Source organism: Psychrobacter sp. 219-2-C, from assembly GCF_049560815.1.
Lineage (GTDB): Bacteria > Pseudomonadota > Gammaproteobacteria > Pseudomonadales > Moraxellaceae > Psychrobacter > Psychrobacter faecalis.
Genome location: NZ_CP186933.1, coordinates 847,190 through 872,165, shown reverse-complemented (window position 1 = coordinate 872,165; position 24,976 = coordinate 847,190). Strand labels below are relative to the sequence as shown.

The 24,976-nt window shown below is 43.2% G+C and carries 13 protein-coding genes; 6 read left to right on the top strand and 7 right to left on the bottom strand.

What is annotated here, in order from left to right; all coding sequences use genetic code 11:
- Window positions 1-188: 188 nt before the first annotated feature.
- Window positions 189-2,165, bottom strand: coding sequence for a gamma-glutamyltransferase (gene ggt, locus ACPEGP_RS03475; protein ID WP_423813949.1), 1,977 nt, complete (start codon window positions 2,163-2,165; stop codon window positions 189-191).
- A 482-nt stretch (window positions 2,166-2,647) separates the two neighbouring features.
- On the opposite strand from ggt, the gene ACPEGP_RS03470 reads away from it, so the two are divergent.
- Entirely contained in the window at window positions 2,648-4,732 is a 2,085-nt protein-coding gene (locus tag ACPEGP_RS03470) for a hypothetical protein (RefSeq protein WP_423813948.1), read from the top strand.
- Between the two features lie 120 nt (window positions 4,733-4,852).
- Window positions 4,853-6,661, top strand: coding sequence for a hypothetical protein (locus tag ACPEGP_RS03465; RefSeq protein ID WP_423813947.1), 1,809 nt, complete (start codon window positions 4,853-4,855; stop codon window positions 6,659-6,661).
- Window positions 6,662-6,833: 172 nt separating this feature from the next.
- On the opposite strand, the gene ACPEGP_RS03460 is transcribed toward ACPEGP_RS03465, so the two are convergent.
- Window positions 6,834-7,385, bottom strand: coding sequence for a Spy/CpxP family protein refolding chaperone (locus ACPEGP_RS03460; protein WP_423813945.1), 552 nt, complete (start codon window positions 7,383-7,385; stop codon window positions 6,834-6,836).
- A 319-nt stretch (window positions 7,386-7,704) separates the two neighbouring features.
- On the opposite strand from ACPEGP_RS03460, the gene ACPEGP_RS03455 reads away from it, so the two are divergent.
- The 3 genes from ACPEGP_RS03455 to ACPEGP_RS03445 all read left to right on the top strand — a co-directional run bounded on the left by ACPEGP_RS03455 (window position 7,705) and on the right by ACPEGP_RS03445 (window position 16,783).
- Complete coding sequence (locus ACPEGP_RS03455) at window positions 7,705-8,406, top strand: response regulator (protein WP_423813944.1); 702 nt, start codon at window positions 7,705-7,707, stop codon at window positions 8,404-8,406.
- 14 nt (window positions 8,407-8,420) lie between these two features.
- Window positions 8,421-9,965 (top strand): sensor histidine kinase, encoded by a 1,545-nt coding sequence (locus ACPEGP_RS03450; protein ID WP_423813942.1) that lies wholly within the window; start codon window positions 8,421-8,423, stop codon window positions 9,963-9,965.
- Between the two features lie 470 nt (window positions 9,966-10,435).
- Complete coding sequence (locus ACPEGP_RS03445) at window positions 10,436-16,783, top strand: ESPR-type extended signal peptide-containing protein (protein ID WP_423813941.1); 6,348 nt, start codon at window positions 10,436-10,438, stop codon at window positions 16,781-16,783.
- A 185-nt stretch (window positions 16,784-16,968) separates the two neighbouring features.
- On the opposite strand, the gene ACPEGP_RS03440 is transcribed toward ACPEGP_RS03445, so the two are convergent.
- Window positions 16,969-17,832: a universal stress protein gene (locus ACPEGP_RS03440; protein WP_423813939.1), complete on the bottom strand. Its 864-nt coding sequence runs from the start codon at window positions 17,830-17,832 to the stop codon at window positions 16,969-16,971.
- Window positions 17,833-18,708: 876 nt separating this feature from the next.
- Here ACPEGP_RS03440 and ACPEGP_RS03435 point away from each other — a divergent pair.
- Window positions 18,709-20,256 carry an acetyl-CoA hydrolase/transferase family protein gene (locus ACPEGP_RS03435; RefSeq protein WP_102076275.1) on the top strand — a complete coding sequence of 516 codons (1,548 nt, stop codon included), beginning with the start codon at window positions 18,709-18,711 and terminating at the stop codon, window positions 20,254-20,256.
- A 171-nt stretch (window positions 20,257-20,427) separates the two neighbouring features.
- On the opposite strand, the gene ACPEGP_RS03430 is transcribed toward ACPEGP_RS03435, so the two are convergent.
- The 4 genes from ACPEGP_RS03430 to ACPEGP_RS03415 all read right to left on the bottom strand — a co-directional run bounded on the left by ACPEGP_RS03430 (window position 20,428) and on the right by ACPEGP_RS03415 (window position 24,971).
- Window positions 20,428-21,207 (bottom strand): SCO family protein, encoded by a 780-nt coding sequence (locus ACPEGP_RS03430; protein WP_423813938.1) that lies wholly within the window; start codon window positions 21,205-21,207, stop codon window positions 20,428-20,430.
- Window positions 21,208-21,307: 100 nt separating this feature from the next.
- Window positions 21,308-22,210 carry a formylglycine-generating enzyme family protein gene (locus ACPEGP_RS03425; RefSeq protein ID WP_423813937.1) on the bottom strand — a complete coding sequence of 301 codons (903 nt, stop codon included), beginning with the start codon at window positions 22,208-22,210 and terminating at the stop codon, window positions 21,308-21,310.
- Window positions 22,211-22,351: 141 nt separating this feature from the next.
- Complete coding sequence (gene nirK, locus ACPEGP_RS03420; RefSeq protein ID WP_423813936.1) at window positions 22,352-23,878, bottom strand: copper-containing nitrite reductase; 1,527 nt, start codon at window positions 23,876-23,878, stop codon at window positions 22,352-22,354.
- A gap of 445 nt (window positions 23,879-24,323) precedes the next feature.
- Entirely contained in the window at window positions 24,324-24,971 is a 648-nt protein-coding gene (locus ACPEGP_RS03415) for a DedA family protein (protein WP_423813935.1), read from the bottom strand.
- Window positions 24,972-24,976: the final 5 nt, after the last annotated feature.

Genomic DNA, 24,976 nt, shown 5'->3' with positions numbered 1-24,976 from the left:
AACGTATAAGAGAGAGAGCGAGGGTAGAAAAAGCAAGTTTAATCAGGATTAAACAGTTTTAATGAGTTTAGCCAAAAATGCCCTCTATAGGGTTAAGAATAAAGAATAGAGGGCAAGATAAAGGCTAGAGAAGGGCATTATTTGCAATCGTTTTTAAAAGATTAACTTTTAAAACAAACTATCAAATTTTAATAACCCACCACTGCAGCATCAACAATACGCGGGTCGGATGAGCCGTAAACACCATTTGGCGTTATCATAATCGACTGGGTTGAACCCATGGCTGACTGCGGGCTAACTTTATGTCCCATTGATTCTAGCTTTTTAATCGTATCAACATTTAAGGCTTTTTCGATACGAATCTCATCGGGCAGCCATTGGTCATGGATACGCGGTGCGTGGGTCGCTTCGGCAATATTCATATCATGGTCAATGACGTTGGAGATGACTTGCGTGACGGTAGTAATAATGCGGCTACCACCCGGGCTGCCAGTAACGATATAAGGTTTGCTATCTTTGAATACCAGAGTCGGGCTCATTGAAGATAATGGGCGTTTATTGGCCTCAACTGCGTTGGCATCGCCACCGATTAAGCCATAACCATTGGGCACGCCGGGTTTGGCAGAAAAATCATCCATCTCATTGTTTAACAAAATCCCTGTCCCTTCAGCGACAAGCCCTGTGCCATAAGAAAAATTCAGCGTATAAGTATTGGCGACGGCATTGCCATCTTTATCAACGATAGAGAAATGCGTGGTTTGATCGCTCTCGTATGGTAAGGGATTATTCGCCTTGATGGTTGCCGCTGGCGTGGCTTTGTTTGGATTAATTAATGCACGTAATTTATCGGCATAAGCTTGTGAGGTTAAGCCGCTGGCAGGTACGTCAATAAAATCAGAATCACCCAAATATTCTGCGCGATCGGCATACGCTAACTGCATGGCCTCGCTCATCAAGTGAATGGTTTGCGCGCTGTTTTGACCGTAGTCTTTTAGCGGATAGCCTTCTAAGATATTTAAAATCTGCACGATATGGATACCACCAGAGGAGGGCGGCGGCATGGAGACAATCTCATAACCACGATAATCGCCTTTAACGGGCACGCGAGCAATCGCCTTGTAATTGGCTAAGTCTTGCAAGCTCATATTGCCACCTGCTTCATTGACGGCTTTGACCAATTTACGCGCGGTTTCGCCTTTATAAAATCCATCAGCACCTTTTGCCGCAATCAGTTTCAGAGATTTTGCCAGCTCCGGTTGACGTAGTAGCTCACCGGGTTGATAGGCACTGCCGTCGGGTTTAAAAAATATCTTTTTGGTACTTTGCCATTTTTGTAGACGGTCACTTAACGCTTCTAGCGATTCGGACAACCCAGCGGTGACTTCAATACCGTTTTCAGCCAGTGCAATCGCTGGAGCCATGACTTGCCCGCGACTCATGGTGCCATGATCTTCCAAGGCTTTTAGTAAGCCTGCTACGGTGCCCGGCACGCCAACCGCCAAGCCATGATAACGGGATAAGTCACTAACGGCATTGCCATCGCTATCAAGATACATATCACGTGAGGCGCTACTGGGCGCTTTTTCGCGATAATCGAGCGCCACCGTTTTGCCTTGCTTGGCATCATAGACCATCATAAAACCGCCACCCCCGATATTGCCCGCACGCGGTAAGGTCACGGCTAAGGCAAAGCCAACGGCGACAGCGGCATCAACAGCATTACCGCCATCTTTTAAAATCTTTAAGCCGATATCAGAGGCGAGGGCTTCTTGAGTGGCGACCATGCCGTTTTTTGCCCAAACAGGGTGATAAATGGCGTCAGCTGAGTAGATAGCTTGATCGGTTTTGGCTGTCTTGCCACTAACGACGGCTGTGCCTGTGGCGGTAGTGGGCGCTAGGGCAGAGGATTTCGATTTTGTAACGCGCTGAGTTTCAGACAATACAGTCGGATTATCAGCCATAATCGCTAAATTAATCGCACTGGTGTTAATCGAGGTTGGATTGACGGTATTTTTTGCGGTCGTAGGTTTGGTTTCTGCGGCGTGAGCAGAGACAGAAATTAATAGAGTGCTGCTTATCAATAAGATAGCAGTTTTGATTTTTGTTTTATAACGAGAAGTATCACCGTGAACGTTTTGATGGATTTTTGAGAGTGATTGGCGCATCGTAAATTCCTTTTTACGTAGATAAGAAGATAAGGTCTTATTGTGCTTGCTATTCATGAAATACACAAATTGCTTCAACTAAAAATAATGCAAACATTCATCATTGTATGACAACGAAAATTTGTTATGAGCTTTACTTTAGCAAAATCTCTAGAGGTTATTATGAATAAACCAATCGTCAAATTTTAGATTGTACCAAAGGCTTAGACATTATTAATGAAAACTATAAAGCGCATATTTGCTTGTGGTAAAGACCCTTGTATACAGAAAGAGCATATTTGATGGCGATTTTTTAATTTTTGCAATAACAACAATGCATTAGCTTTTAGAGAATTGAGAGCGCTTCAATATTTATCTAAGCAGCTTATCATTTTTGCTGAAAATAATTCCTTTGCGTTACTAATCTGTAATATATTGTGTTATAAATAGCAGCCTTAATACTGCCTTCACAATTGTTTGTCAGCTTGGATAAAGGGATTTTTATGTCATCGCTTAGCTCTTCTAAACGCACCTTGCTGCCTCATTTTCAAAGCTTGGTAGCTCAATCATTCACAAATTATAAAAAGTCTTCTACTAAGTTTGCTGTCTGCGTGCTTTATACGCTTACTGCTGTAAGTGCCACCGTGACGTTAATGGGTTGTCAAACGACGACAGGCTTATCATCACAGTCCAATTTATCCATGACAGGCATAGATTTTAGTATTGCTGATACTCAGCAAAACCAAACTCAGGGCAAAATGTTTAATAGCAAATTGGATAAGAATGCTGAACGTTATCAGCGTTTATTTGACCAAACTAAAAGCCCAAACCCAGAAGTGCAAGCTAAGGCACGTCTACTGAGCGCTATTCGTCAGCATTTAGCGACGGAGCACGTGTCAGTATCGCAGGCTAATTATCATTCAACTCCCTATATTAAAGCCGATAGTATTGACGCTGGCTCAAGCAGTTTTTTTAGAACATTGCTCGAGCTGTATCTTTATAACAGTGCTACTGATGAAGATATTAATGAGTATGAAAATCTAGCAGAAGCAGATGAGGCGGCGGTCGAAGAAGACATTGACGGCTATAATGATATTGAGGATAACGATCAGGTTTATAGTGGCGATTCTGCCTTTGAAGCGGTGGCTGCCGCCGTCGCTGCGCGCACTGCCGAAGAAGAGCGTCATTACGATGAGTATGGCTATGATCAAAATGGCTATGATGAGGAAGGTTATGATCAAAACGGCTACGACGAATATGGCTATGATAGTGAAGGTTATGATGAATATGGTCACGATAAGTATGGTTACGATACAGAGGGCTATGACGAGAATGGCTACAATGAATACGGCAATCAGAGAGATGATAGTCCATACGAAAGCGACGCTGGTGGTTTGTTATCTAATTTAAGTCGCGTCAAATCAAAAGATTGGTTACGTAACTATGAAGACATGCAAGCCAGTAAAACGGCAAAGGGTATTCAAGATGAAAACGCTGTTCGTGCTTATCCGGGGTTAATGACCAATCTTATCAATATGTTTATCCGTACCCCTGAACAAGTTCAGGCAATGAATGCCTACCATTATCAATACCTGACTCTCAATAGCGTCAGTCATTATAAGCCCAAACAAAAGCAGCTACAGAGTGTCTACAGCTACGACTATGTTGCGCCGACCATCCATTCATCGATTCAACTACCGCTTGCTCTTGATTTTAACAAAGGGGCAGCGACGATCGATCCATCGGCATTGATGCCTATCTTGGCGCTAGCCAATCCTGAGCATACGCCGTTACCCGAGCAAATGACTACCCATACGGTGAATTTTGGTTTACCTGAAGCGGTTACTTCTATTGCTCAAATACCGCCAAGCGTTATTTATGATGCGGTCATTAACGCCGTACAAAACAGTATGGCGGAATTAGAGCCAGAATATTTCAGTGCTGTAGATATACGGGATGATGAGTTTGCTAAAGAGGTAGGCGCTGATAGGGCGGTTAAAGTCTATTTTGGCAGTCGTCAAAGCGGCGAGATGATAGGCAAAATATTTAAAAACATCTCACGCTCGCTGCAAAAGCATATTGACCAAAACCCACAAAACTATCCTGATGATCATGTGTTGAAAGCTGCGATTGCTAAGATGGAATTATATAACAAAGGCTATCAAAGTGCAGATGTTGGCGGATTGCTACAGCTGATAGAAGCGGTGAGTCCTATTTCTTTTAATCATATTAATTACTATTATTTAGATGGCTCAGACCATTTATTGGCAAAACAGCAACGAACCAATATCGGCAGTGACTTTTTTGGTTCACAAAACACGGTCTTGAATCAGACGCGCTATGATAATGCCAGCTTTAATAAACACCCATTAGCGACATTGTTGGCACAGTCTTTTGGCGCAGAGGCACCGGTCGCTATCGATGGCAATGCTTGGCTTGCAGCACAGCGTCAGCAAAAAGAGAGGTTAGAGAAAGCACGTTATGCGCGTTATGATTATGTGGAAGCAACTGAGGCAGGAGTAACTGAGGAAAGTGTGGATTATGCTGATGATGATGCCACAGACACAGCAGAAGACACCTTGTTTTAAGCCCCTCGTTTGATGATAGGCGCTGATACGCTGATATATTTTCAGTATCCATCATCGTCGCCCAACGCTTAGCAACATATAACGGTTAGCAAAATATAACGCCTTTCAAGGATAGAGAAAATGAAAAAATTAAATGTGGCCTTATCCATTAATACAGCAAAGCAGATAAATCCCTTGTGCTCTAAATCAATGATGACGATAAGCTCTTTATTTTCTAGTGCATTGGTTTCTAGTACATTAGTTGCCAGTACATTATTGATAACGGCTTGCCAGTCTACCAATGTATCTAACAATCTTGGTCAATCAAAAAATTTACAGGCAGATAATGCGCCAAGCGTTGCAAAAAACGCATTGGCCAGCGCATTACAACAGCAGCGCCGCCAGTCTTTTGCTTATCATAGTAATATTGAGATTAGTAATGAGCATCAATTTACAGCTATCGATAGCACAAAACTGGTGGCATCAGACGATGTTGATAGCTATTGCGAAGATAATCACGATCAAGCTTATGCAGCCTTATTAACAAAGGCAGAAGCACAGAAAAAAGAGGTTGCGTCGATTGATTACGCGCCCCAGCGTGAGGCACTTAAGCAATCGTACCTAGCCTGCTCAGCAGCCTATGAAGCATGGGCTGAGGTCCACTATGATAGTACGGCTTATAGCGTTGAGGAAGCAGCGGAGGACGTGGTAGACGCGGCGGCCGAGGTCGCGGTGTCAGCATCATCTGCTATAGATTCTGCTAGCGCCGCTACCATCTCACCTTATTACCAAAAGCTATTTAATGAGTATGACAGCAAAAAATCTACACTAGATATCAAAAAATCGCAATTACTGGATGCTTATCTGCTAAAGCCATTATCTATGAATGCGCAGGGTGTTTATCAGCCGTTGGCAGGCAAGTTTACCATGCTGGGTAGTGCGCAGTATTCGGCGCGTAACCATCATAGTAGTATCAATCAACCTATTTATATCGATTTCAAAACTGGTAGCCTCTATCTGTGGGCGGACAATTTTGCTTTGCTGACATCAAAGCTGGTCGATGATAAGTTGGGCACCAAATGGCAAAATAAATGGCTAAAAATAGCCCTTGATGATGGTACGTTACCGAAAGATTTTGGTCGTGCCGTAATAAAAAGCCACATTCAAGCAGAAGACAGCATCTATGTCAAAGCTGATGTGAGCCAGTTTGATTTTATTGCCCCAAATATTTTGACGTCGCTATCACCCAAATTACCTGAAAAGCAGCTAGCACCCATGCTCAATAGTGCCAAAATCATTCGCCGTGTCCAAAGTAGTGCGAGCGATGAACAGGCATATAAAGACTATATGGGCACCTTCTATAAACTCATCACTCAGCAATATCCTGAGCTGATAACCCAAAATGTTTCTGATACGCAAGATGACCTTTATCCTACGGACAGTAAAATCACCAGTAAATCGATGGTCAAACAAGTTTTAGTAAAAATGAAAGATTTTGCTGATGATAAAATGCTGAGAACACAAGAAACAGGTTTACTCGAAACACACTCACCAACTTTATCTGCAGCTGCAAATCTGCCTGTGCAAAAATTATACGGTTTTAGTAAAGGCGGTCAATTGCAATGGCAGCACAGTCGCCATTACCTATCAACCGATGCCAGTGATGAAACAAGTGGTGAGTCAAATGGTGAGTTGAGTATGGAAACCACAAAAAAGAGCAGTCTCATTGTCGATGCCCTTACGCAATATATGCCTATCCGTGCTCAAGATAAGGCGTTTCCCAACTTACCGAGTAACAGTCAGATACCAACCGCCAATAACAGCATTGATTTAAAAGAATATAGCGCTGAGCTTGGCGAGTATTATCGTCAAGGTAATGGTACCGCAATGGGCAAAATGCTCTTTAACATGCTACCAATGTATCAACAGCGTTTTGGTTCGGTAGAATAAGTGTCGGGCGCTAAATTTTAGGTTTATAGTCCATTTAAATGAGTGAAGTACTTATAGAAACAATAAAAAAACGCACCGGTTAACCGATGCGTTTTTTAGAATATATCTTTTAAATATAATATTTTTCATTAAGAGTGGCCGTCAATGACACATCTTACTGCCAGTACTGACCTTACTGCTGGTGTTTGCTGTGCATCTGACGGTTTTTTGAACCATGATGACCTTTTGCTTTTCTTTCTAATTTTAATTGCGCCATTTTTTGACGTTGTTCAGGCGTTAGCACTTGTGCGATAGCATGCTCAGTTTGCACGCGCTCAATAAAGCGCTGCTTGGTTTTTGCCGCTTGTTGATCGGCTAGGCGGTTAACTGCTGCGGCATCTAAGGTTTTGGCATTGGTCAACGTTTGCATTTGTTGTTGCATTTGCGCGCGCTCTGCTTGATATTTGCTACGGTCATTTTTGTTGCCACTGTATTTTTCTTGCATAATGGCTTTGATTTGTGCCTGCTGAGTCGCTGTCAAACCCAACTGCGCCATAGGGCCTCTCATGCCACCCTCATGCATACCACCTTTGTGCATGCCGTTTTTCATGCCAGCTTTGTGATGTTTTTGCATGTTGGTTGTTGTTGCTGGCGTCGTATCGGTGGTGGCGTTGACACTGGTACAGCCTGTAACCGTTAAGACGCTAGATATCGCGAGTACTGAGCCTATCAATAATTTTTTCATTATCATTACCTTAATAGTTACCTTAAATTATGGAGCAAACGTTAATTATTACGAAAAGAGGTTTTTTATCTGATAAGTAATGATTATCAAGTGTCCCGGATAGCCACTATGAATTATTACTTGCCGTCAGTGCTTGTTACTGATAGCCCCTATCATACGACAGCTAGAAGTTGCGAACATTTATGAAATATTAAGAAAGGTAACGTTTGTGGCGCATTGATAGGCGCTTGCCTGATAATATCAGCCATATTAATATTATGGCATGCTTGGAATCATTTGGCTGAACGGCAATAAAGTAGAGAGGAGTGAGAGGGTGACGATGGCAAATATTTTATTGGGTGATGATGATGAAGAGTTGACCCAACTGCTGCAAGAGTATTTGCATAATCATGGCATCCAAAGTGACTGTGTTTATGATGGCGAGGCGGTCATCGAACGCTTAAAAGCAGCTATGCATGATGGTGCGCCTTATGATTTATTGGTGCTCGATATTATGATGCCAAAGATAGATGGGCTCAGTGTCCTGCGTCAGCTACCAGCGATTAGCGATATTCCAGTGATTATGTTGACGGCAAAAGGTGAGGAGATTGATCGTATTATTGGGCTGGAGCTTGGTGCCGATGATTATATTACCAAACCGTGTAACCCGCGTGAGCTGCTGGCACGTATTAACGCGGTGATTAAACGTAGCCGTATTACCGCATCGGATGCAGCCACCTCAGAACATACCCCTTTGCCAGAGAGTCGCCTGCATTTGGACCAAAATCAGCGTATCTGTCAAATAGATGGCATTGAGCTACAAGTGACTGGAACAGAGTTTGACTTATTGTTAGCCCTACTGAAACAAAAAGGCGAGGTGGTCAGCAAAGCGTGGCTGTCACAACATGTCTTACAGCGTGAGTTGCAGCCGTTTGATCGCAGCCTTGATGTGCATGTGTCGCGCCTGCGTAAAAAACTGCAACCTTTTCATGACGAGCCTATCAAGGCAATTCGTGGTAAAGGTTATCAGCTGGTGCTGTAATGACGGACGCATCGATGCTTACCTCGACATTCAAGCCAAGAATCACGCTATTTTGGCGACTATTTCTCAGTCTGTTATTGACGGTACTCATCACCTCTATCATCTCTGTTATGGTAGAACGTTGGCTCAATGGTAAAGAGCTCAGCGCTCGGATGGACGTGCAAATTGACAGTCTTTTACTCAAGCGCCAAGAAGTGGTTGCGGCGCTACAGGCTGGTGATTTATTAGCAGTCAGGCAACTTTACCGGCAAGACCGACGGCTGATGAGTCAAATCAGGATTTATGATGAGCAGGGCGCTATTATTTTTCCGCGTTATCGTTATAGAGAAGAGCGTCAAACAAACGGTCAGGAAGTGGAGCGTGACTTACCATCGCATGCCATGTCTGACAATCGTAGAGCGCATAATGATAAAAATGACAGCGCCTATCAAAAGCCTTCTTTCATTAATGAAATCCTGCATCCAGCGATGCCCAATAGAGAAGTGATTTTTGACCCTAATAATCGCCCAGAACTGGCAGATTTAACCGTAGATTTGCCGGACGGGCAAACGGCCATTATACAACTGCGCCCGCATTTGCGTTTTGCTGATGTCTTGGCGCTGCAACGCGGTAATTTTACCGTGCGTTTACTGCTGATTATTCTCTTTAGTACTTTGGTTTGCTTTTGGCTCAGTCGTACGCTGACTCGGCGCATCGGTCAGGTGCAACATACCGTGCACCGTATGATTGATGGTGATTACCAAGTCAATCCCTATTTATCAACATTGGGCTCTGACGAGCTAGGTTTATTGGCAAAAGATGTGGCCCAATTATCAACCCGATTGGCGGAGAGTGAGCTTGCGCGCAAGCAGATGTTAAGTGATATCTCGCATGAGCTGCGTTCGCCACTGGCGCGCCTTGATGTGGCTACTGAGCTGACGCGTGACTTTGCGCCCGATGCCAGCCGTTACCTTGACCGTATCGATAAGGAATCGGCACGTATGAATGAGCTGATTGAGCAAATCATTCATATTCAATCCCTGCAAATGCAGCAATATACCATCGATAATCTAGAAAATGATGCCGTAGATATAGTTGAAATCATCACCGAGATTGGTAAAGACGTCTGTTTTGAGTTTCAGCATAAAAACGTACTCTGGCAATGGACGCCGCCCGATGTTTTATTATCGTCATCATCTGATGCGTCTTTGACTGTGCTTGGCAATCAAGAACAGTTGCATAGCGCCCTTGAAAACATCATTCGTAATGCTTTTATGCACACTCCTGCAGGCTCAACTGTCACGGCTGAAGTCACAAAAACACCGTTAGATAATAAAAGAGATGCTATTCAAATTAGCATCACAGATGAGGGTGGCGGGGTAGCAGAAAAAGACTTAGAGCGTATTTTTCAACCCTTTGTACGCCTTGATAGTGCGCGCCATCGGGAAACGGGCGGATACGGATTGGGATTGGCCATCGTTCATGCGGTCATCATCGCTCATAAAGGTCAAATCAATGTCTATAACCGCAAAGACGGTATTCAAGGCTTGGTGGTGCAGATTGTGTTACCTGTTCAATAACAACGATTAGGATATGTCCTCATGTTAAAAACGAGGATGAATATGAGATAAATCGCAGTCGAATAAAGGAAGTAGTACAGATAATCTCGAGATATTATCTAGCCATTTTTAGCCTATGTAGATGATTATTTTTAGCATGGAGGACAAGCTTTAATAAGAAAAAATCAGTAAGAGAAGTTTACCATCTAGTTTATATTCAAAATTATGAATATATTGGACGAACGGTAGTAAATCTCCGACGAACGGCATTGTTACTCTCTCTATATTCATTAATAATCATATACAGAGAGTTATAATGATTTTACAAAACGAGACCTACTATTTCTTAAGTATCGCTCTGAGTAACATTTCTAAATGTATTGTGCGTTCCTATTAATTTATAACCCGTTTTATCTTGTCGTATTAACTCTCTAAACATGGATTTTAACTTTGATTTTCAAATCTGATGAGTCGGTAAGGGAGTACATGCTATGAACCGGAATTATAAAGTGATATGGAATGCGTCTTTAAACTGTTTTATGGCAGTTTCTGAGTACGCCAAAGCGCGCGGTAAGTCATCACAATCTAGCGTGAGCTCAAACGCTACCATTAATACCACATCCACTCTTTCATCTACAAATGCTTTTCGACTCACGGCTATCGGGCTGGGGTTAATGGCGGCTGGACTTACGATGTCACCGCAAGTTTTTGCGGTAACTGGAGTAGGTAATGGCGTCACTATTGGTCTAGGCACTTCTAATTGCTCTACTGCAGCATCAACAGCCGGTACTAGTAGCGTTGCTGTTGGTTGTGGGTCTATTGCAGATACTACTAATACTGGCATTACATTTTACGATAGAGTAAATCCATATAACACCACTGTTGATACAGCGACTGGTCGTTACTATTCTGTTGCTGTTGGTACTCAGGCAAAAGCATTTGAGGCTGGAACTTCAGTTGGCATGCGTGCTGAATCGGGCGAGCTTGGTGTAGCTTTTGGTGCGCAAGCAAAGTCTAGGGATGTAGCAGCTGTGGCTATTGGACCCGCTGCTCTAGCAGACGGGAATACAGCTCTGGCTTTAGGTCGTCAATCTGCAGCGACAGCTGATTTCGCACAAGCGATTGGCAACGTATCTGCTGCTACTGGCATAGGATCTCTTGCCATTGGGCACTCTGCCACAGCGATCGGTAGTCGCTCAATCGCAATTGGAGCAGCAGATATTGGTACTGCTGGTAGCACTGGTGATCAAGCTGGAGTTAAGTATCAAATGGCGGAGCGGACTTACTCAACAGGCAAAGACTCTATCGCGCTTGGTGCTGGAGCTAATTCAACCAAAGATTATGCTCTCGCAATTGGTGCTAAATCAAAAGCTGATGGTAATAATTCAACTGCCATTGGGTTTAGTTCACAAGCAACAGGTATCGGCTCCTTTGCAATTGGTGCGCAGTCTAAAGCTTTGGCTACTAATGCATTAGCTTTAGGTGGTTCAGCGGAAGCTGATAAAGTAAATTCAATTGCAGTCGGTGTAAATGCTAAAGCGAACTTTATCAACAGTGTTGCTTTAGGTACTGGTTCACAAGTCTTGCATAACAACAGTACAGCAATTGGTGATGGCTCTACAACTAATGCTTATAGCCAAACAGCATTTTTATATAATTCGAGTGACACTGGTGCAATAGCAACTGGTGCAGTGTCTGTTGGTAAAGGTACAGGCACAGGTGCTACTAATGAAAGACGTTTACAAAACGTAGCAGCAGGCGCATTAGATACTGATGGTGTAAACGTTTCCCAGTTGAAAAAATATACAGTAATTACTAATGCTGCAATTAAAGCTTCAAAAACCGAAGTTAAAGCTGGTACTAATGTCAACGTTCCACCTGCGGCTACAGGTAATAATGGCCAAAGCATCTACACCGTTAATGCGAATGGCACGACAGTTTCAAGTGCTGACTCTGGCGCTCTAATGGTCACACCTGGCATTAAAGATACCAACAACGTCACTGACTACAAAGTTGACTTAGGTGCTGACACAAAAGCCAGTTTGGATAGTGCGGACAACGCCTTACAAACAGTTATCACTCAGATTGATGGTGTTGCTGTCAAAACCATTACCAAGACCAACAATACTGCCAACTTCCTCAAAGGTGATAACATTCTGTTGACCCCTGAAACCGGTGGTGGTATTAAAGTTGCTTTAGCCAATACGGTTAATTTAGGTCCTACTGGTAGCGTGACTACGGGTAATACCGTGATGAATAATACCGGCTTTACTTTCTTAGGTGGCACTCCAACCACAACAGTCAGCTTGACGAGCAATGGTCTTAACAATGGTGGCAAGCAAATCACGAACGTTGCCAGTGGTGTTGGTAATGTCACCAACGCGGCAAACATCGGTGACATCCAAACCATCGCTGGCGGACTTAAAACAGAAGTGGTTAAAGGTACTAACGTTACTAGTGTGACTAAATCTACCGCACTAAATGGTAAAGATACTTACACCGTTAATGCGAATGGCACGACAGTTTCAAGTGCTGACTCTGGCGCTCTAATGGTCACACCTGGCATTAAAGATACCAACAACGTCACTGACTACAAAGTTGACTTAGGTGCTGACACAAAAGCCAGTTTGGATAGTGCGGACAACGCCTTACAAACAGTTATCACTCAGATTGATGGTGTTGCTGTCAAAACCATTACCAAGACCAACAATACTGCCAACTTCCTCAAAGGTGATAACATTCTGTTGACCCCTGAAACCGGTGGTGGTATTAAAGTTGCTTTAGCCAATACGGTTAATTTAGGTCCTACTGGTAGCGTGACTACGGGTAATACCGTGATGAATAATACCGGCTTTACTTTCTTAGGTGGCACTCCAACCACAACAGTCAGCTTGACGAGCAATGGTCTTAACAATGGTGGCAAGCAAATCACGAACGTTGCCAGTGGTGTTGGTAATGTCACCAACGCGGCAAACATCGGTGACATCCAAACCATCGCTGGCGGACTTAAAACAGAAGTGGTTAAAGGTACTAACGTTACTAGTGTGACTAAATCTACCGCACTAAATGGTAAAGATACTTACACCGTTAATGCGAATGGCACGACAGTTTCAAGTGCTGACTCTGGCGCTCTAATGGTCACACCTGGCATTAAAGATACCAACAACGTCACTGACTACAAAGTTGACTTAGGTGCTGACACAAAAGCCAGTTTGGATAGTGCGGACAACGCCTTACAAACAGTTATCACTCAGATTGATGGTGTTGCTGTCAAAACCATTACCAAGACCAACAATACTGCCAACTTCCTCAAAGGTGATAACATTCTGTTGACCCCTGAAACCGGTGGTGGTATTAAAGTTGCTTTAGCCAATACGGTTAATTTAGGTCCTACTGGTAGCGTGACTACGGGTAATACCGTGATGAATAATACCGGCTTTACTTTCTTAGGTGGCACTCCAACCACAACAGTCAGCTTGACGAGCAATGGTCTTAACAATGGTGGCAAGCAAATCACGAACGTTGCCAGTGGTGTTGGTAATGTCACCAACGCGGCAAACATCGGTGACATCCAAACCATCGCTGGCGGACTTAAAACAGAAGTGGTTAAAGGTACTAACGTTACTAGTGTGACTAAATCTACCGCACTAAATGGTAAAGATACTTACACCGTTAATGCGAATGGCACGACAGTTTCAAGTGCTGACTCTGGCGCTCTAATGGTCACACCTGGCATTAAAGATACCAACAACGTCACTGACTACAAAGTTGACTTAGGTGCTGACACAAAAGCCAGTTTGGATAGTGCGGACAACGCCTTACAAACAGTTATCACTCAGATTGATGGTGTTGCTGTCAAAACCATTACCAAGACCAACAATACTGCCAACTTCCTCAAAGGTGATAACATTCTGTTGACCCCTGAAACCGGTGGTGGTATTAAAGTTGCTTTAGCCAATACGGTTAATTTAGGTCCTACTGGTAGCGTGACTACGGGTAATACCGTGATGAATAATACCGGCTTTACTTTCTTAGGTGGCACTCCAACCACAACAGTCAGCTTGACGAGCAATGGTCTTAACAATGGTGGCAAGCAAATCACGAACGTTGCCAGTGGTGTTGGTAATGTCACCAACGCGGCAAACATCGGTGACATCCAAACCATCGCTGGCGGACTTAAAACAGAAGTGGTTAAAGGTACTAACGTTACTAGTGTGACTAAATCTACCGCACTAAATGGTAAAGATACTTACACCGTTAATGCGAATGGCACGACAGTTTCAAGTGCTGACTCTGGCGCTCTAATGGTCACACCTGGCATTAAAGATACCAACAACGTCACTGACTACAAAGTTGACTTAGGTGCTGACACAAAAGCCAGTTTGGATAGTGCGGACAACGCCTTACAAACAGTTATCACTCAGATTGATGGTGTTGCTGTCAAAACCATTACCAAGACCAACAATACTGCCAACTTCCTCAAAGGTGATAACATTCTGTTGACCCCTGAAACCGGTGGTGGTATTAAAGTTGCGACTGCTCAAGATATGGTACTAAATAGTGTAAAAATGGGTAATACCACAGTCAGCAAAGACGGTATGACCATAGTCGCCCCAACTGTAGCTCGAACAGTCGTACTCAGTAGCGCTGGCCTAAACAATGGCGGTAATAAGATTACGAATGTCCTAGCCGGTACGCAAGATACAGATGCGGTTAACGTTAAACAGTTAAATCTAGCCAATACTACCATTGATAAAGGCTTAAGTTTCGGTGGTGATAGTGGTGACCCTGTTAACCGTAAACTTGGTGAGACTCTCACTGTCAAAGGCGGCGATACTATCAATGCTGATCCAGCAACGAAAAACATTAGTGTCACGGCCAATGGGAAAGATACTTTAACCGTCAGATTGGCCAAGGATATTAATCTTGGTAATACAGGTAGCCTGACTACTGGAAATACACAAGTCAATAATGCTGGTATTACCCTATATCGTGGTGATAATGACCAAGTAGCGCTGACCAACAATGGCTTAAATAACGGCAATAATAAAATTACTAACGTGGCAGAAGGAACCACAGGTAAAGATGCTGTAAACTTTGATCAGCTCTCGTTGACCAATACCAATGTCTCAACCAATGCAGCTGGTATTAAAACCAACAAAGATGCCATCGCCCTCGGCATTAAGATTGGTGATGGCAATAGCGCCAATGATCAACAGTTTGCTTTAGGAAGCACCATCAATGTGACAGGTGATAGTAATATCACTACCACTGCATCGGCAACTGGCGTCCAAGTTAAGCTCAATAATCAGTTGAACTTAGGCGACGACGGCCGGATGCAAATGGGCAATAGTATCATGAATAACACCGGCTTCACCTTTGTAGGTAATGAGCCCGGTAGAACTGTTATTCTAGGCGCTGGTGGTTTGAACAACGGCTTTAATAGAATCACAAACGTCGCTGCTGGTCTTGCTCCTACTGACGCTGCAACTGTTGGACAGTTAAGTGCTGCAACCTTTGCGTTAGATAAAGGTTGGGCTTTAAGTGCACAAGGTGATGAAGCTACTATGGTGAAGCAAGGAAATGCCTTTGATCTAAATAGTAGAGATGGTAATATCAAGATCTCTAGAACGGCCGCTGCTAGCAGTGTTGGTCGAGTATCCCGAGCTGTTGACCCAAATGATATGACCTTTGATTTGAATAGAGATATTGCGATAGATAGTGTACAAACAGGCGATACCACTATAAATAACCAAGGCCTCACTATCGTAGGTGGGCCTAGTGTCACAAAAGCTGGCATTAACGCTGCTGGTACTAAGGTTACAAACGTTGTGAATGGTGAAGTTGCGGCCAATAGCAAGGACGCTATCAACGGCGGTCAGCTCTATGCTCAAGGTGCAGGTATTAGTAGTATCATAGGTGGCAACACGACCTATGATCCTGCAACTGGCACCTTTACCAATAGCAATATCGGAGGTACTGGCCAAGCTAGTATCGATGGTGCGATAGCTTCTATCAAGCGCGGCGAGGCGGTAATGACTGAAAGTATTCAAACCAATACGACCAATATTACAACCAATACCAGCAACATCACCAAAAACACGGCCAATATCGCAACGAATACTGCAAATATCAGCACCAATACCACCAACATAAAAGCCAACAAGGACAAAATCGATGCTGGTCTTAATTTTGGAGCTGATAGCGGTGCTGTCATCAATAAACCAATCGGTGATGGTAGTGTTATGAGCTTCAAAGGCGGTAATAATATTACAACCACCGCGGAAGGCAGTAGCATCAAGTTTGATTTGAACGGTAATATCAATGTAGAAAGCGTCACGACCGGCAATACGACGGTTAATAACAATGGTGTTACTATTAAAAATGGACCAAGTATGACCGCCGCTGGCATCTATGCAGGTAATGCCGAAACAGCACCTAGCATGACGGCTGCCGGTATCAATGCCGCTGGTACCAAGGTGACAAATGTGGCGGATGGCATGGCGCCTAGAGACGCTGTGAACTACGGGCAACTAGAGGCCGTTACTAGAGGCTTAGGCGGCAGCATTAATGAGCTTGGCTATAAAATTGGCGAAGTCGAAGATGACGCCAACGCCGGTATCTCTGCAGCGATGGCCATGTCTTCATTGCCACAAGCGTACCTCATCGGCAAACCTATGATAGGTGGCGGTATCGCAACCTACAATGGTGAAAGCGCCGTCGCGATTGGCTTCTCTAAAATGTCTAACGACGGACGATGGGTCATGAAGTTAAATGGTACTGCAGATACCCAAGGTAACGTAGGGGGTGCAATCGGTGCAGGTTTCCACTTTGATTAGCTAGCCAGATAATCCGGCCAAATTAATCTAAATAAAGCTACATAGTCATTGAATGATTAAAGTAAAAAAGCAAGACACAAGATGTCTTGCTTTTTTTATGAATGAAGTTTGATTAAAACAGAGGAGCATTTAATGAAGTTAATAAAAGTAAAATTAGTGATGTTAAAATTTATGACTTCAACTGTTTAGCGTACCAAAATAACAGGCGCTAAGGTGCTGGCAATGATTTCTGTCGTGGTACTGCCCAGAAATAAATGCTGAAGCTTAGAGCGCCCATAAGCGCCAATGACGATGATATCGATGTTGTTTTCAAATTGAAAGCTGAGTAAACCCTCAACCGCATCAAGTTCTAAGAGCTGATGGGTATCGACGCTAAAACCAGCTGCCTGTAAGTGTGTAGCCGCGTTATCAAGGCTTTTTTTAGAGGCTTCGTTATGATGACCGACCATAACGATATGACCTTGTAAGTCTTTTAACAGGTTGCTCTTTGCAAGCATGTGTATGGCATTTATCGCCGTTTTACTGCCATCAAATGCCACCATATATGACTGCGGCTCTTTAAATTTCTCTGAACAAATCAACACCGGTATGTTCGAGGCGCGGGCGACCGTTTCGATTTGACTGCCGATATTGATACGACTGTTTTTATGGTCCTCACCGCGCCGTCCCATGACTATGGCGCGATTTTTTTCCTGAAAATGCTCAATCGCTGGCAGCAGTTTACCGCGGCGTTGATAAATGCAAACCTTCATATTTTGAAAGCCATTTTGAATATGACTTTTTGCATCTTGTACCAAGGCATTGCTGTAGTTGTTGACCACCTGCGCCCTTTGCTCATCGAGTTCCGATAACTCATCGAGCAAAAACTGGCGACTATTAATGCCAATAGCACCTGATAAATCGCGTCTGACCGAAGCTGCTACGTCGCTCACGTGCAATAAAGCTACTGAGATATCCAGTTTGCTTGCGTACCACGCGGCATAATCACAGACTGAGCCAGTCACCGCTGAACCATCAATACAAGCCAAAACGTGCTCTTCCGTTATCATAATCTGTCCTTAGTTTTGCATTTATCTTTTGATAAGCCGACCTTTTCATCACATTAAAAATGATCTAGTAGGGGTCATCATCTTACCTCAAATATAGTCATGGCAAGATTAAAGCGCTAGGTTTTAAATGCCTTTTTATAAATATAATTTTCTTTAATTATAGAACAATATTTCACTAAAAAATATTGGTTCTACTAGAATTATAATTAAATATCAGGTTTTATGGCTGATATAAAATAATCTTCTATTTAAAAACACGGTCACTTTTTAGAGAGTGTTAAATAAGCACACAAATTACAAACCAACTCTTAATCCCTGAAGATTTATAGTTAATAGTTATACGATTATTAAAGTAAGAAAAATAATATTTATGTTTATTCTTATAATTTTATTTAAAATAAGCGCTATCTTTTAGATGTTTGCATTTGCTAACTCATTAAAAATCAAAGATATAATTCTCTTTAACACCAAGCGCTTATCTAGGTTTCTCATAAGTTTGGCGGTTAAGCACACGCTACCCTTATTAGACTTCCACCAAGACTAAAATTAATCTTAGAGTATTTTTAAAATTTAGTTAATAGTATTTTTAATTACTGTATAGTTATTTGAGTTTTTTTAACTTTATATAGCTAAAAAGCTTCAAGTTATTGCTTTAGAAATAATCAAAAAACAAATCTCATCTCTTGTAATTTTATGAACTATTGTTAATTGATGAAAGTAGTCTTTAAGGACGTAAATTAAAATTTAAGACAAGCAACTTGTCTTTTATACCAAAGTTGTTAATATACTCCATTGTATTTTATTGCTGTTTCGGTATCAAACGTCTCATTATTTTGAGGGTTTGGTGTTAATAGGGAAGTTACTAGGAAAAAAGGTATGAGTGCAATTAGCCACGAAGAGCGCGTTCGTCACGAAGGTTTGCGTGAAAAAATCATGTCAGCAGAGCAAGCAGCAACATTTATCTTGCATGATATGAATGTTGGAATGAGCGGTTTCACAGGGGCAGGCTATCCAAAAGCCGTCCCAGCTGCGTTAGCAGAGCGTATAAAAGCGGCGCAAGCTCGCGGCGAAGAATTCAAAATCGGTTTATTAACCGGCGCATCGACCGCTGCAGAATGCGACGGCGTCTTGGCTGAAGCCAATGGTATCAAGATGCGCACGCCTTATCAGTCAGAGCCTGCGCTACGTAAGCAAATCAACGCTGGTGAAACGCATTATTTTGACATGCATTTATCACACGTCGCTCAGCAAAGCACCTTTGGTTTTTATGGTGACATGCACATGGCGGTGGTTGAAGTGGCCGGTATTTTGCCAGATGGTCGCCTGATTCCATCTACCTCTATCGGTACCAATAACGCATGGTTGCACAATGCCGATCAAATTATTTTAGAAGTAAATAGCCGCCAAAGCTTATTGTTAGAAGGTATGCACGATGTTTTTGATGACATTGGTTTGCCGCCGCATCGTAAACCGATTCCGATTACCACACCGGGTGAGCGTATTGGCGAGCCGTACCTAACTTGTGATTTGGATAAAGTCGTCGCCGTGGTCTTAACCGATTCACCGGACCGCAATAGTAAGTTTGCCGATCCTGATGAGTGCTCAACCAAAATTGCCGGCTACATTATCGACTTTTTCCATGAAGAAGTGAAAAAAGGTCGCATGCCAGCCAACTTATTACCGATTCAATCTGGTGTAGGTAACGTTGCCAATGCAGTATTGGCGGGCTTACAAGCCAGTCCGTTTGAAAACTTAACTGGCTATACCGAAGTATTGCAAGACGGTATGTTAGATTTGATTATGTCAGGCAAAATGACCCAAGCGTCGGCAACGGCGATGTCATTAAGCCCAGAGGCATTAGCACGTTTTAATGCCAATATCGAAGAATTACGCAAACGTATTATTTTGCGCCCACAAGAAATCACCAACCATCCTGAAGTATCGCGTCGTCTTGGCGTGCTCGCTATCAATGCGATGATTGAGTGTGACCTTTATGGTAATGTCAACTCAACCCACGTCATGGGTACCAATATGATGAATGGTTTGGGCGGCTCTGGCGACTTTGCGCGTAATGCCTTTACCTCAATGTTTGTCAGCCCGTCAGTTGCTAAAGGCGGCGCTATTTCATGCATCACGCCCATGGTGTCACACGTTGACCATACTGAGCATGATGTGATGATTATCGTCACTGAGCAAGGTCTGGCGGACTTGCGTGGTTTGTCACCACGTCAACGCGCGCAAAAAATCATTGATAACTGTGCACATCCAGACTATCGTCCAATGCTACAAGATTATTATGATCGTGCTGCACAGACGGCTGGCATGCAAACGCCGCATTTGCTCGATGAATCTTTATCTTGGCATCAGCGTTATGTTGAAACCGGCGATATGCGCGTCAAAAAAGGTTTGGCTTTGGCGGTTTAGGTTTCAGTGCTTAACTAAATACTTACTGAAAGGCTTAACGCCAAAATCAGCGCCGTAGCTGATAACACAATGAAAAACACCGCTTGTCTGTTAGTAGATAAGCGGTGTTTCTTTGTCTTTTAGATACAGGTAAATTTAAAAGTAAAGGTTACAAGTATGATTTTTAAATGCTTAACTATGGCTGTTTAAATACTCAATCAATGGCTCAATGCCAGAGTCGGCAACCCCAACGCCTTGGGCGACCAAACGACCGTCTTTATCTAATACAGATATCAGATTAGAGTGGTTAATATCACCATTATCGGCAAATTGATATTTGATATTTAAGGTGTTGGCAAGCATGCGGGTGCTGGCTTCATCGCTACGAATCAGGCGCCAGTTATCACCAAGATTATTATGCTCAGCAAAGTTTTTCATCACATCAACGGTATCGCGCTCCGTGTCCAAAGTCGCCAGTAAAAACTCCGTTTGCGCACGTGCTTCAGGCGTCATCTCTTTGTACATCTGTTTCATGGATTGCACCAAGATAGGGCAGGTATGCTGACAGCTGGTATAAGCCATCACCACCACTTGATTTTTACCCTCAAGCTTATCAAGCTCAAAGGTATTGCCACGATGATCTGTCCAGTCGCCGCCTGCTTGATAAATAGAATACTCTTGCCCGAGCGCTTCTGCTGGTTCTTGGGCATTCATATCGGCATGATTCATCTGTTGATGATCCTTACCTTTCATGTCGTGATGATTATCTGTCGCGACTTTAGATTCAGAAGTAGTATCAGCTTGACTGTCTTGCGTCGTCGCCGAATTAATCGCGTCAGGATCGCTACAGGCGAGTAAGCCAATACAGAGCCCAGTAGTCAAAGCCAGTTTGATAGCATAAGCCAGATGAGACAATGGCTGAGTTACTGTATTTTTTGAACTTGTATTTTGCATAGTTTTTATTGTTTTCATAAGGCAATCCTTAAATACCATTAAATTTAATTGAGCATAAAAAGTAGGGCGCTGTGTTAAAAGGGTGCTAGGTTAAAGTAGAGCGCTATGTTAGGGCAAGTTAATTACTAGCACAGCGAAAACCTAGGCTGCTGACCGTGTATTTGGCTTCTAAGCTTGAGCGAAAACCATAGCGCATAAAGGCTGCATAATCACTTGGGTCGACCGCACCTGCTGCACCCGAGCCACAAAACATTTCTTGGTTTAGATTGCTGTCTGAACGTGATTCGCCAGTGACCAAGCTATTATTAAAATTCTCTGTCCATTCCCAAATCAAACCGTGCATGTCTTTGACGCCCCAATAGTTGGCAGGGCTTTGTCCGACATCGGCAAGCTGGTCTTTGTTGCCAGCAGACTTACCATACCAATCAAGAATGCGCTGGTTGTAACCGGCCTCCAAGCTGCCATTTTTATTGCTAGTAGAAGCTTGTGCGACATATTCCCACTGTTCAACCGTTGGTAAGCGCTTGTTTTGCGCACGGCAATACTGATTGGCGGCATACCATGACACATTGACTACAGGCTTACGGAAATCCGCCTTTTTAGGCACAGAGATATTTTTGGTATTGATCCAGTGCTTTAGATAACCAGAATCGGCAAAAATAGGTGCAATGGCACGTTGGCGAAACTTTGGATTTTCTTTTATAAATTGATAAAACTGTATATTGGTGACGGGTAGCTCATCAATTTTGAATGTATCGACTGCCACCAATGGTGAATTTTTGCTCAAATATAACGGACGATAAGTGCCGGGCTGAATAGTCAGCTCTTTTGCTTGCGCTTGCGTGCTTATCAACGCAAAGTCGGTTGTCACGCTCAGAGCACTAACGACCAATAACAGTGCGAGCGGGCGAGCGGTTGTATGCACAATATTCCGAGCGTTCATATTTAGAGTGTTGTTTTTTTGAATCTCAATGCTGCGAGTGTTGCTTTTGCGAGTGTTAGTAATGTAAGTCCATAACATAACTAATCTCCTAGTAAACCAAAAAAAGGACGGTGCCAAACGCTTGTTCAATCAGATACAGTATTGAAAATGACTGTTCAATGAGAGTTTTTTCATCGAACAGTCTAATTGCAACCCTATTAACTAGCGTAGCTTTCTAGGTTATTTACGAGCAGCTTTGACCTCTTCTGGCGTCACTTCACCACCTTTATTGCCCCAACTGTTAATAATATAAGTAACGACGTTGGCGATTTTTTCATCATCTAGGGCAACAGCTGGCATGACACTGTCGTACTCCTCGCCGTTGACGGTAATTTTACCCGTCAAGCCATGCAAGATAGCATCGACGGCGCGTTTTGGGTCTTGGTTAAGGTAGTCAGACTTGGCCAATGGTGGGAAGGCTTTTGGTATACCAGCACCATTTAATTGGTGACAAGCCGCGCAGTTACTAGCGTAAATAGACTCACCCATTTTAATTCTTTCTTGCTTGTTGGCAGCGGTCACGACAGGCGCTGGCGCATTGGTTTTACCAAGACTTTGTGCCGCTGAGCCTTCAGGTAAGTAGACGTCTTCACGCACTTTTCCTGAATATATTTTCTTGTCCTCTGCACCTTTGACATCGATGATACCAAGCGCACCTTTGTTAAATGCCCGGAAAATAGAGTGGTCAACCATCACAAGCTCGCCTGGGACATCTACTTTGAACTGGGTAATCGCAGCGCCCCCTGCGGGGATAAGGGTGGTTTGAACATTATGGTTTTCAGCGCTACCGCCTTCCATATTGACCTTGTCAAATATCTCACCAATCACGTGGAATGAGGACACCAAGTTAGGACCACCGTTACCAACGAATAGACGAACCGTTTCACCGACGTTGGCTTTCAATGAGTTTTCACCGGTGAGCGCCCCAACTGAACCGTTAAATAACACGTAATCTGGCTGCTCTTTTACCGCTTTTTCCATATCAAAAGGCTGCAGTCCTTTATCGCCATAGTTGCCTTTGGTATAAAAATCGCCCTGCATGACATAAAATTCACGATCAACCTTTGGTAAACCGCCTTCTGGCTCAACCAAAATTAGGCCATACATACCGTTTGCGATGTGCATACCGACGGGCGCTACCGCACAGTGATAGACATACAAGCCTGGTTTTAAGGCTTTAAAGTTAAACTCTGAGGTATAACCAGGAGAGGTAAACGAAGCAGCAGCGCCGCCCCCTGGACCTGTCACCGCATGTAAGTCAATATTGTGCGGCATTTTTGAATCAGGGTGGTTTGATAAATGGAACTCAATTTCATCGCCTTGACGTACGCGAATAAATTGTCCTGGTACCTGACCGTCAAATGTCCAGAAGTTGTACTCAACGCCATCTGCTAGACGCATGGTTTTTTCTACAGTTTCCATTTTTACGATGACTTTTGCCGCATAGTCACGATCGATGGGTGGTGGTACTTCAGGCGCATGGGTGATAACCGCATCAATCACTGGTAGCTCGCCATTTTTGGTGGTTGGCGCTTTGCTGTCTTTTGTGGTTTGAGTGGTTTCCACGCTGGTTGCTGTGGCCTTATCAGGGGTTGATTTATCACAACCGACCATTCCTACCGTACCAAGAGCAAGAAGACAAGCTAATGCAAGTTTAGAATAGCTGAGGGCTTGAGGCTGAGAGGTTGTAGAGTTAAAAAGACGCATAAGGCTCTCCAAAAATTGAAAATAAGTGGCTCATTTAACAAAGCTCGATTTATATCGGTTCTTATCATCCTAATGTGATAGTTAGATAAAACGAAAATCACTATAGAAATGATCAGATGCGACAATAAAATTATAAAAGCGGTGAGCTTCTAAATTGGCTTCTATAAGATATATATTAAATGAATGTTTATAAATAAGCGAATTATTTGCGCAATATTCGTTCACGCTTTTTATACTGATGAGTTATAAATTTAATTAGGTGTTCTTAAGATTTGATGCACTAGAAAAGAGAGGAGTAAAGACTTTAAGAATTAAGATTTAAACGCTGAGATAAGCATTTTAGGATTTGAAAATTCTGCTCCAAATTAGTGAAGCTAAGTGGTTATTAAACTTAGCTATTATAGTAAGTTGGGTTAGTATTGTAAGAGTGGCAGACAGTTTATATTCAACGCTGATCGGAATTTTTGTCATTATTGCTATTTTTTCGATAAGACAGACGACGCTTGATGAGTAAACCGATAATAACAACCACGATTGATATACCGATGGCCTTAGAATAGGGGGCTAACACGCCTGCGACAGCGTCATAGTTTTGACCCAAGTAATACCCAGCTAGTGCCAATATCGCGGTCCAAATGCTGGCGCCTAAAGCGGTTAGCACCAAAAACGGTAATAACGCCATTTTATTCATACCGGCAGGGATGGAAATTAGCGAACGCACGCCCGGCACCATACGCCCAAAAAACACTGCCATTTTGCCATGTTTGTCAAACCATGCATTGGCATCGGTAATGTCAGTAGGTTTTATAAACACGTATTTGCCGTACTTTTCAGTGAACTCGACCAAGCGCGGCTCATCGAATTTATGACCCAAATAGTATAAGGGTAGCGCACCCAGTACCGCGCCAAGCGTCCCAGTTAAAATGACTAAGACAATGCTCATATCGCCTTTAGAAGCGGCGAAGCCAGCAGCGGGCATGATAACCTCAGATGGAATAGGCGGGAAAACGTTTTCAGCAAACATGGCAAATATAATGCCAAAGTAGCCAAACTTTGCCATGATGCCGAGTACCCATTCACTCATTTGATCCATAGAAT

Bases quoted from the DNA above. Each gene is read 5' to 3' on its own strand.
- ACPEGP_RS03440 (WP_423813939.1), bottom strand. From the start codon at position 17,832: ATGATAACGGAAGAGCACGTTTTGGCTTGTATTGATGGTTCAGCGGTG.
- ACPEGP_RS03430 (WP_423813938.1), bottom strand. From the start codon at position 21,207: ATGAAAACAATAAAAACTATGCAAAATACAAGTTCAAAAAATACAGTA.
- ACPEGP_RS03415 (WP_423813935.1), bottom strand. From the start codon at position 24,971: ATGGATCAAATGAGTGAATGGGTACTCGGCATCATGGCAAAGTTTGGC.
- ACPEGP_RS03470 (WP_423813948.1), top strand. From the start codon at position 2,648: ATGTCATCGCTTAGCTCTTCTAAACGCACCTTGCTGCCTCATTTTCAA.
- ACPEGP_RS03460 (WP_423813945.1), bottom strand. From the start codon at position 7,385: ATGAAAAAATTATTGATAGGCTCAGTACTCGCGATATCTAGCGTCTTA.
- ACPEGP_RS03435 (WP_102076275.1), top strand. From the start codon at position 18,709: ATGAGTGCAATTAGCCACGAAGAGCGCGTTCGTCACGAAGGTTTGCGT.
- ACPEGP_RS03425 (WP_423813937.1), bottom strand. From the start codon at position 22,210: ATGTTATGGACTTACATTACTAACACTCGCAAAAGCAACACTCGCAGC.
- nirK (WP_423813936.1), bottom strand. From the start codon at position 23,878: ATGCGTCTTTTTAACTCTACAACCTCTCAGCCTCAAGCCCTCAGCTAT.
- ACPEGP_RS03445 (WP_423813941.1), top strand. From the start codon at position 10,436: ATGAACCGGAATTATAAAGTGATATGGAATGCGTCTTTAAACTGTTTT.
- ACPEGP_RS03450 (WP_423813942.1), top strand. From the start codon at position 8,421: ATGCTTACCTCGACATTCAAGCCAAGAATCACGCTATTTTGGCGACTA.
- ggt (WP_423813949.1), bottom strand. From the start codon at position 2,165: ATGCGCCAATCACTCTCAAAAATCCATCAAAACGTTCACGGTGATACT.
- ACPEGP_RS03455 (WP_423813944.1), top strand. From the start codon at position 7,705: ATGGCAAATATTTTATTGGGTGATGATGATGAAGAGTTGACCCAACTG.
- ACPEGP_RS03465 (WP_423813947.1), top strand. From the start codon at position 4,853: ATGAAAAAATTAAATGTGGCCTTATCCATTAATACAGCAAAGCAGATA.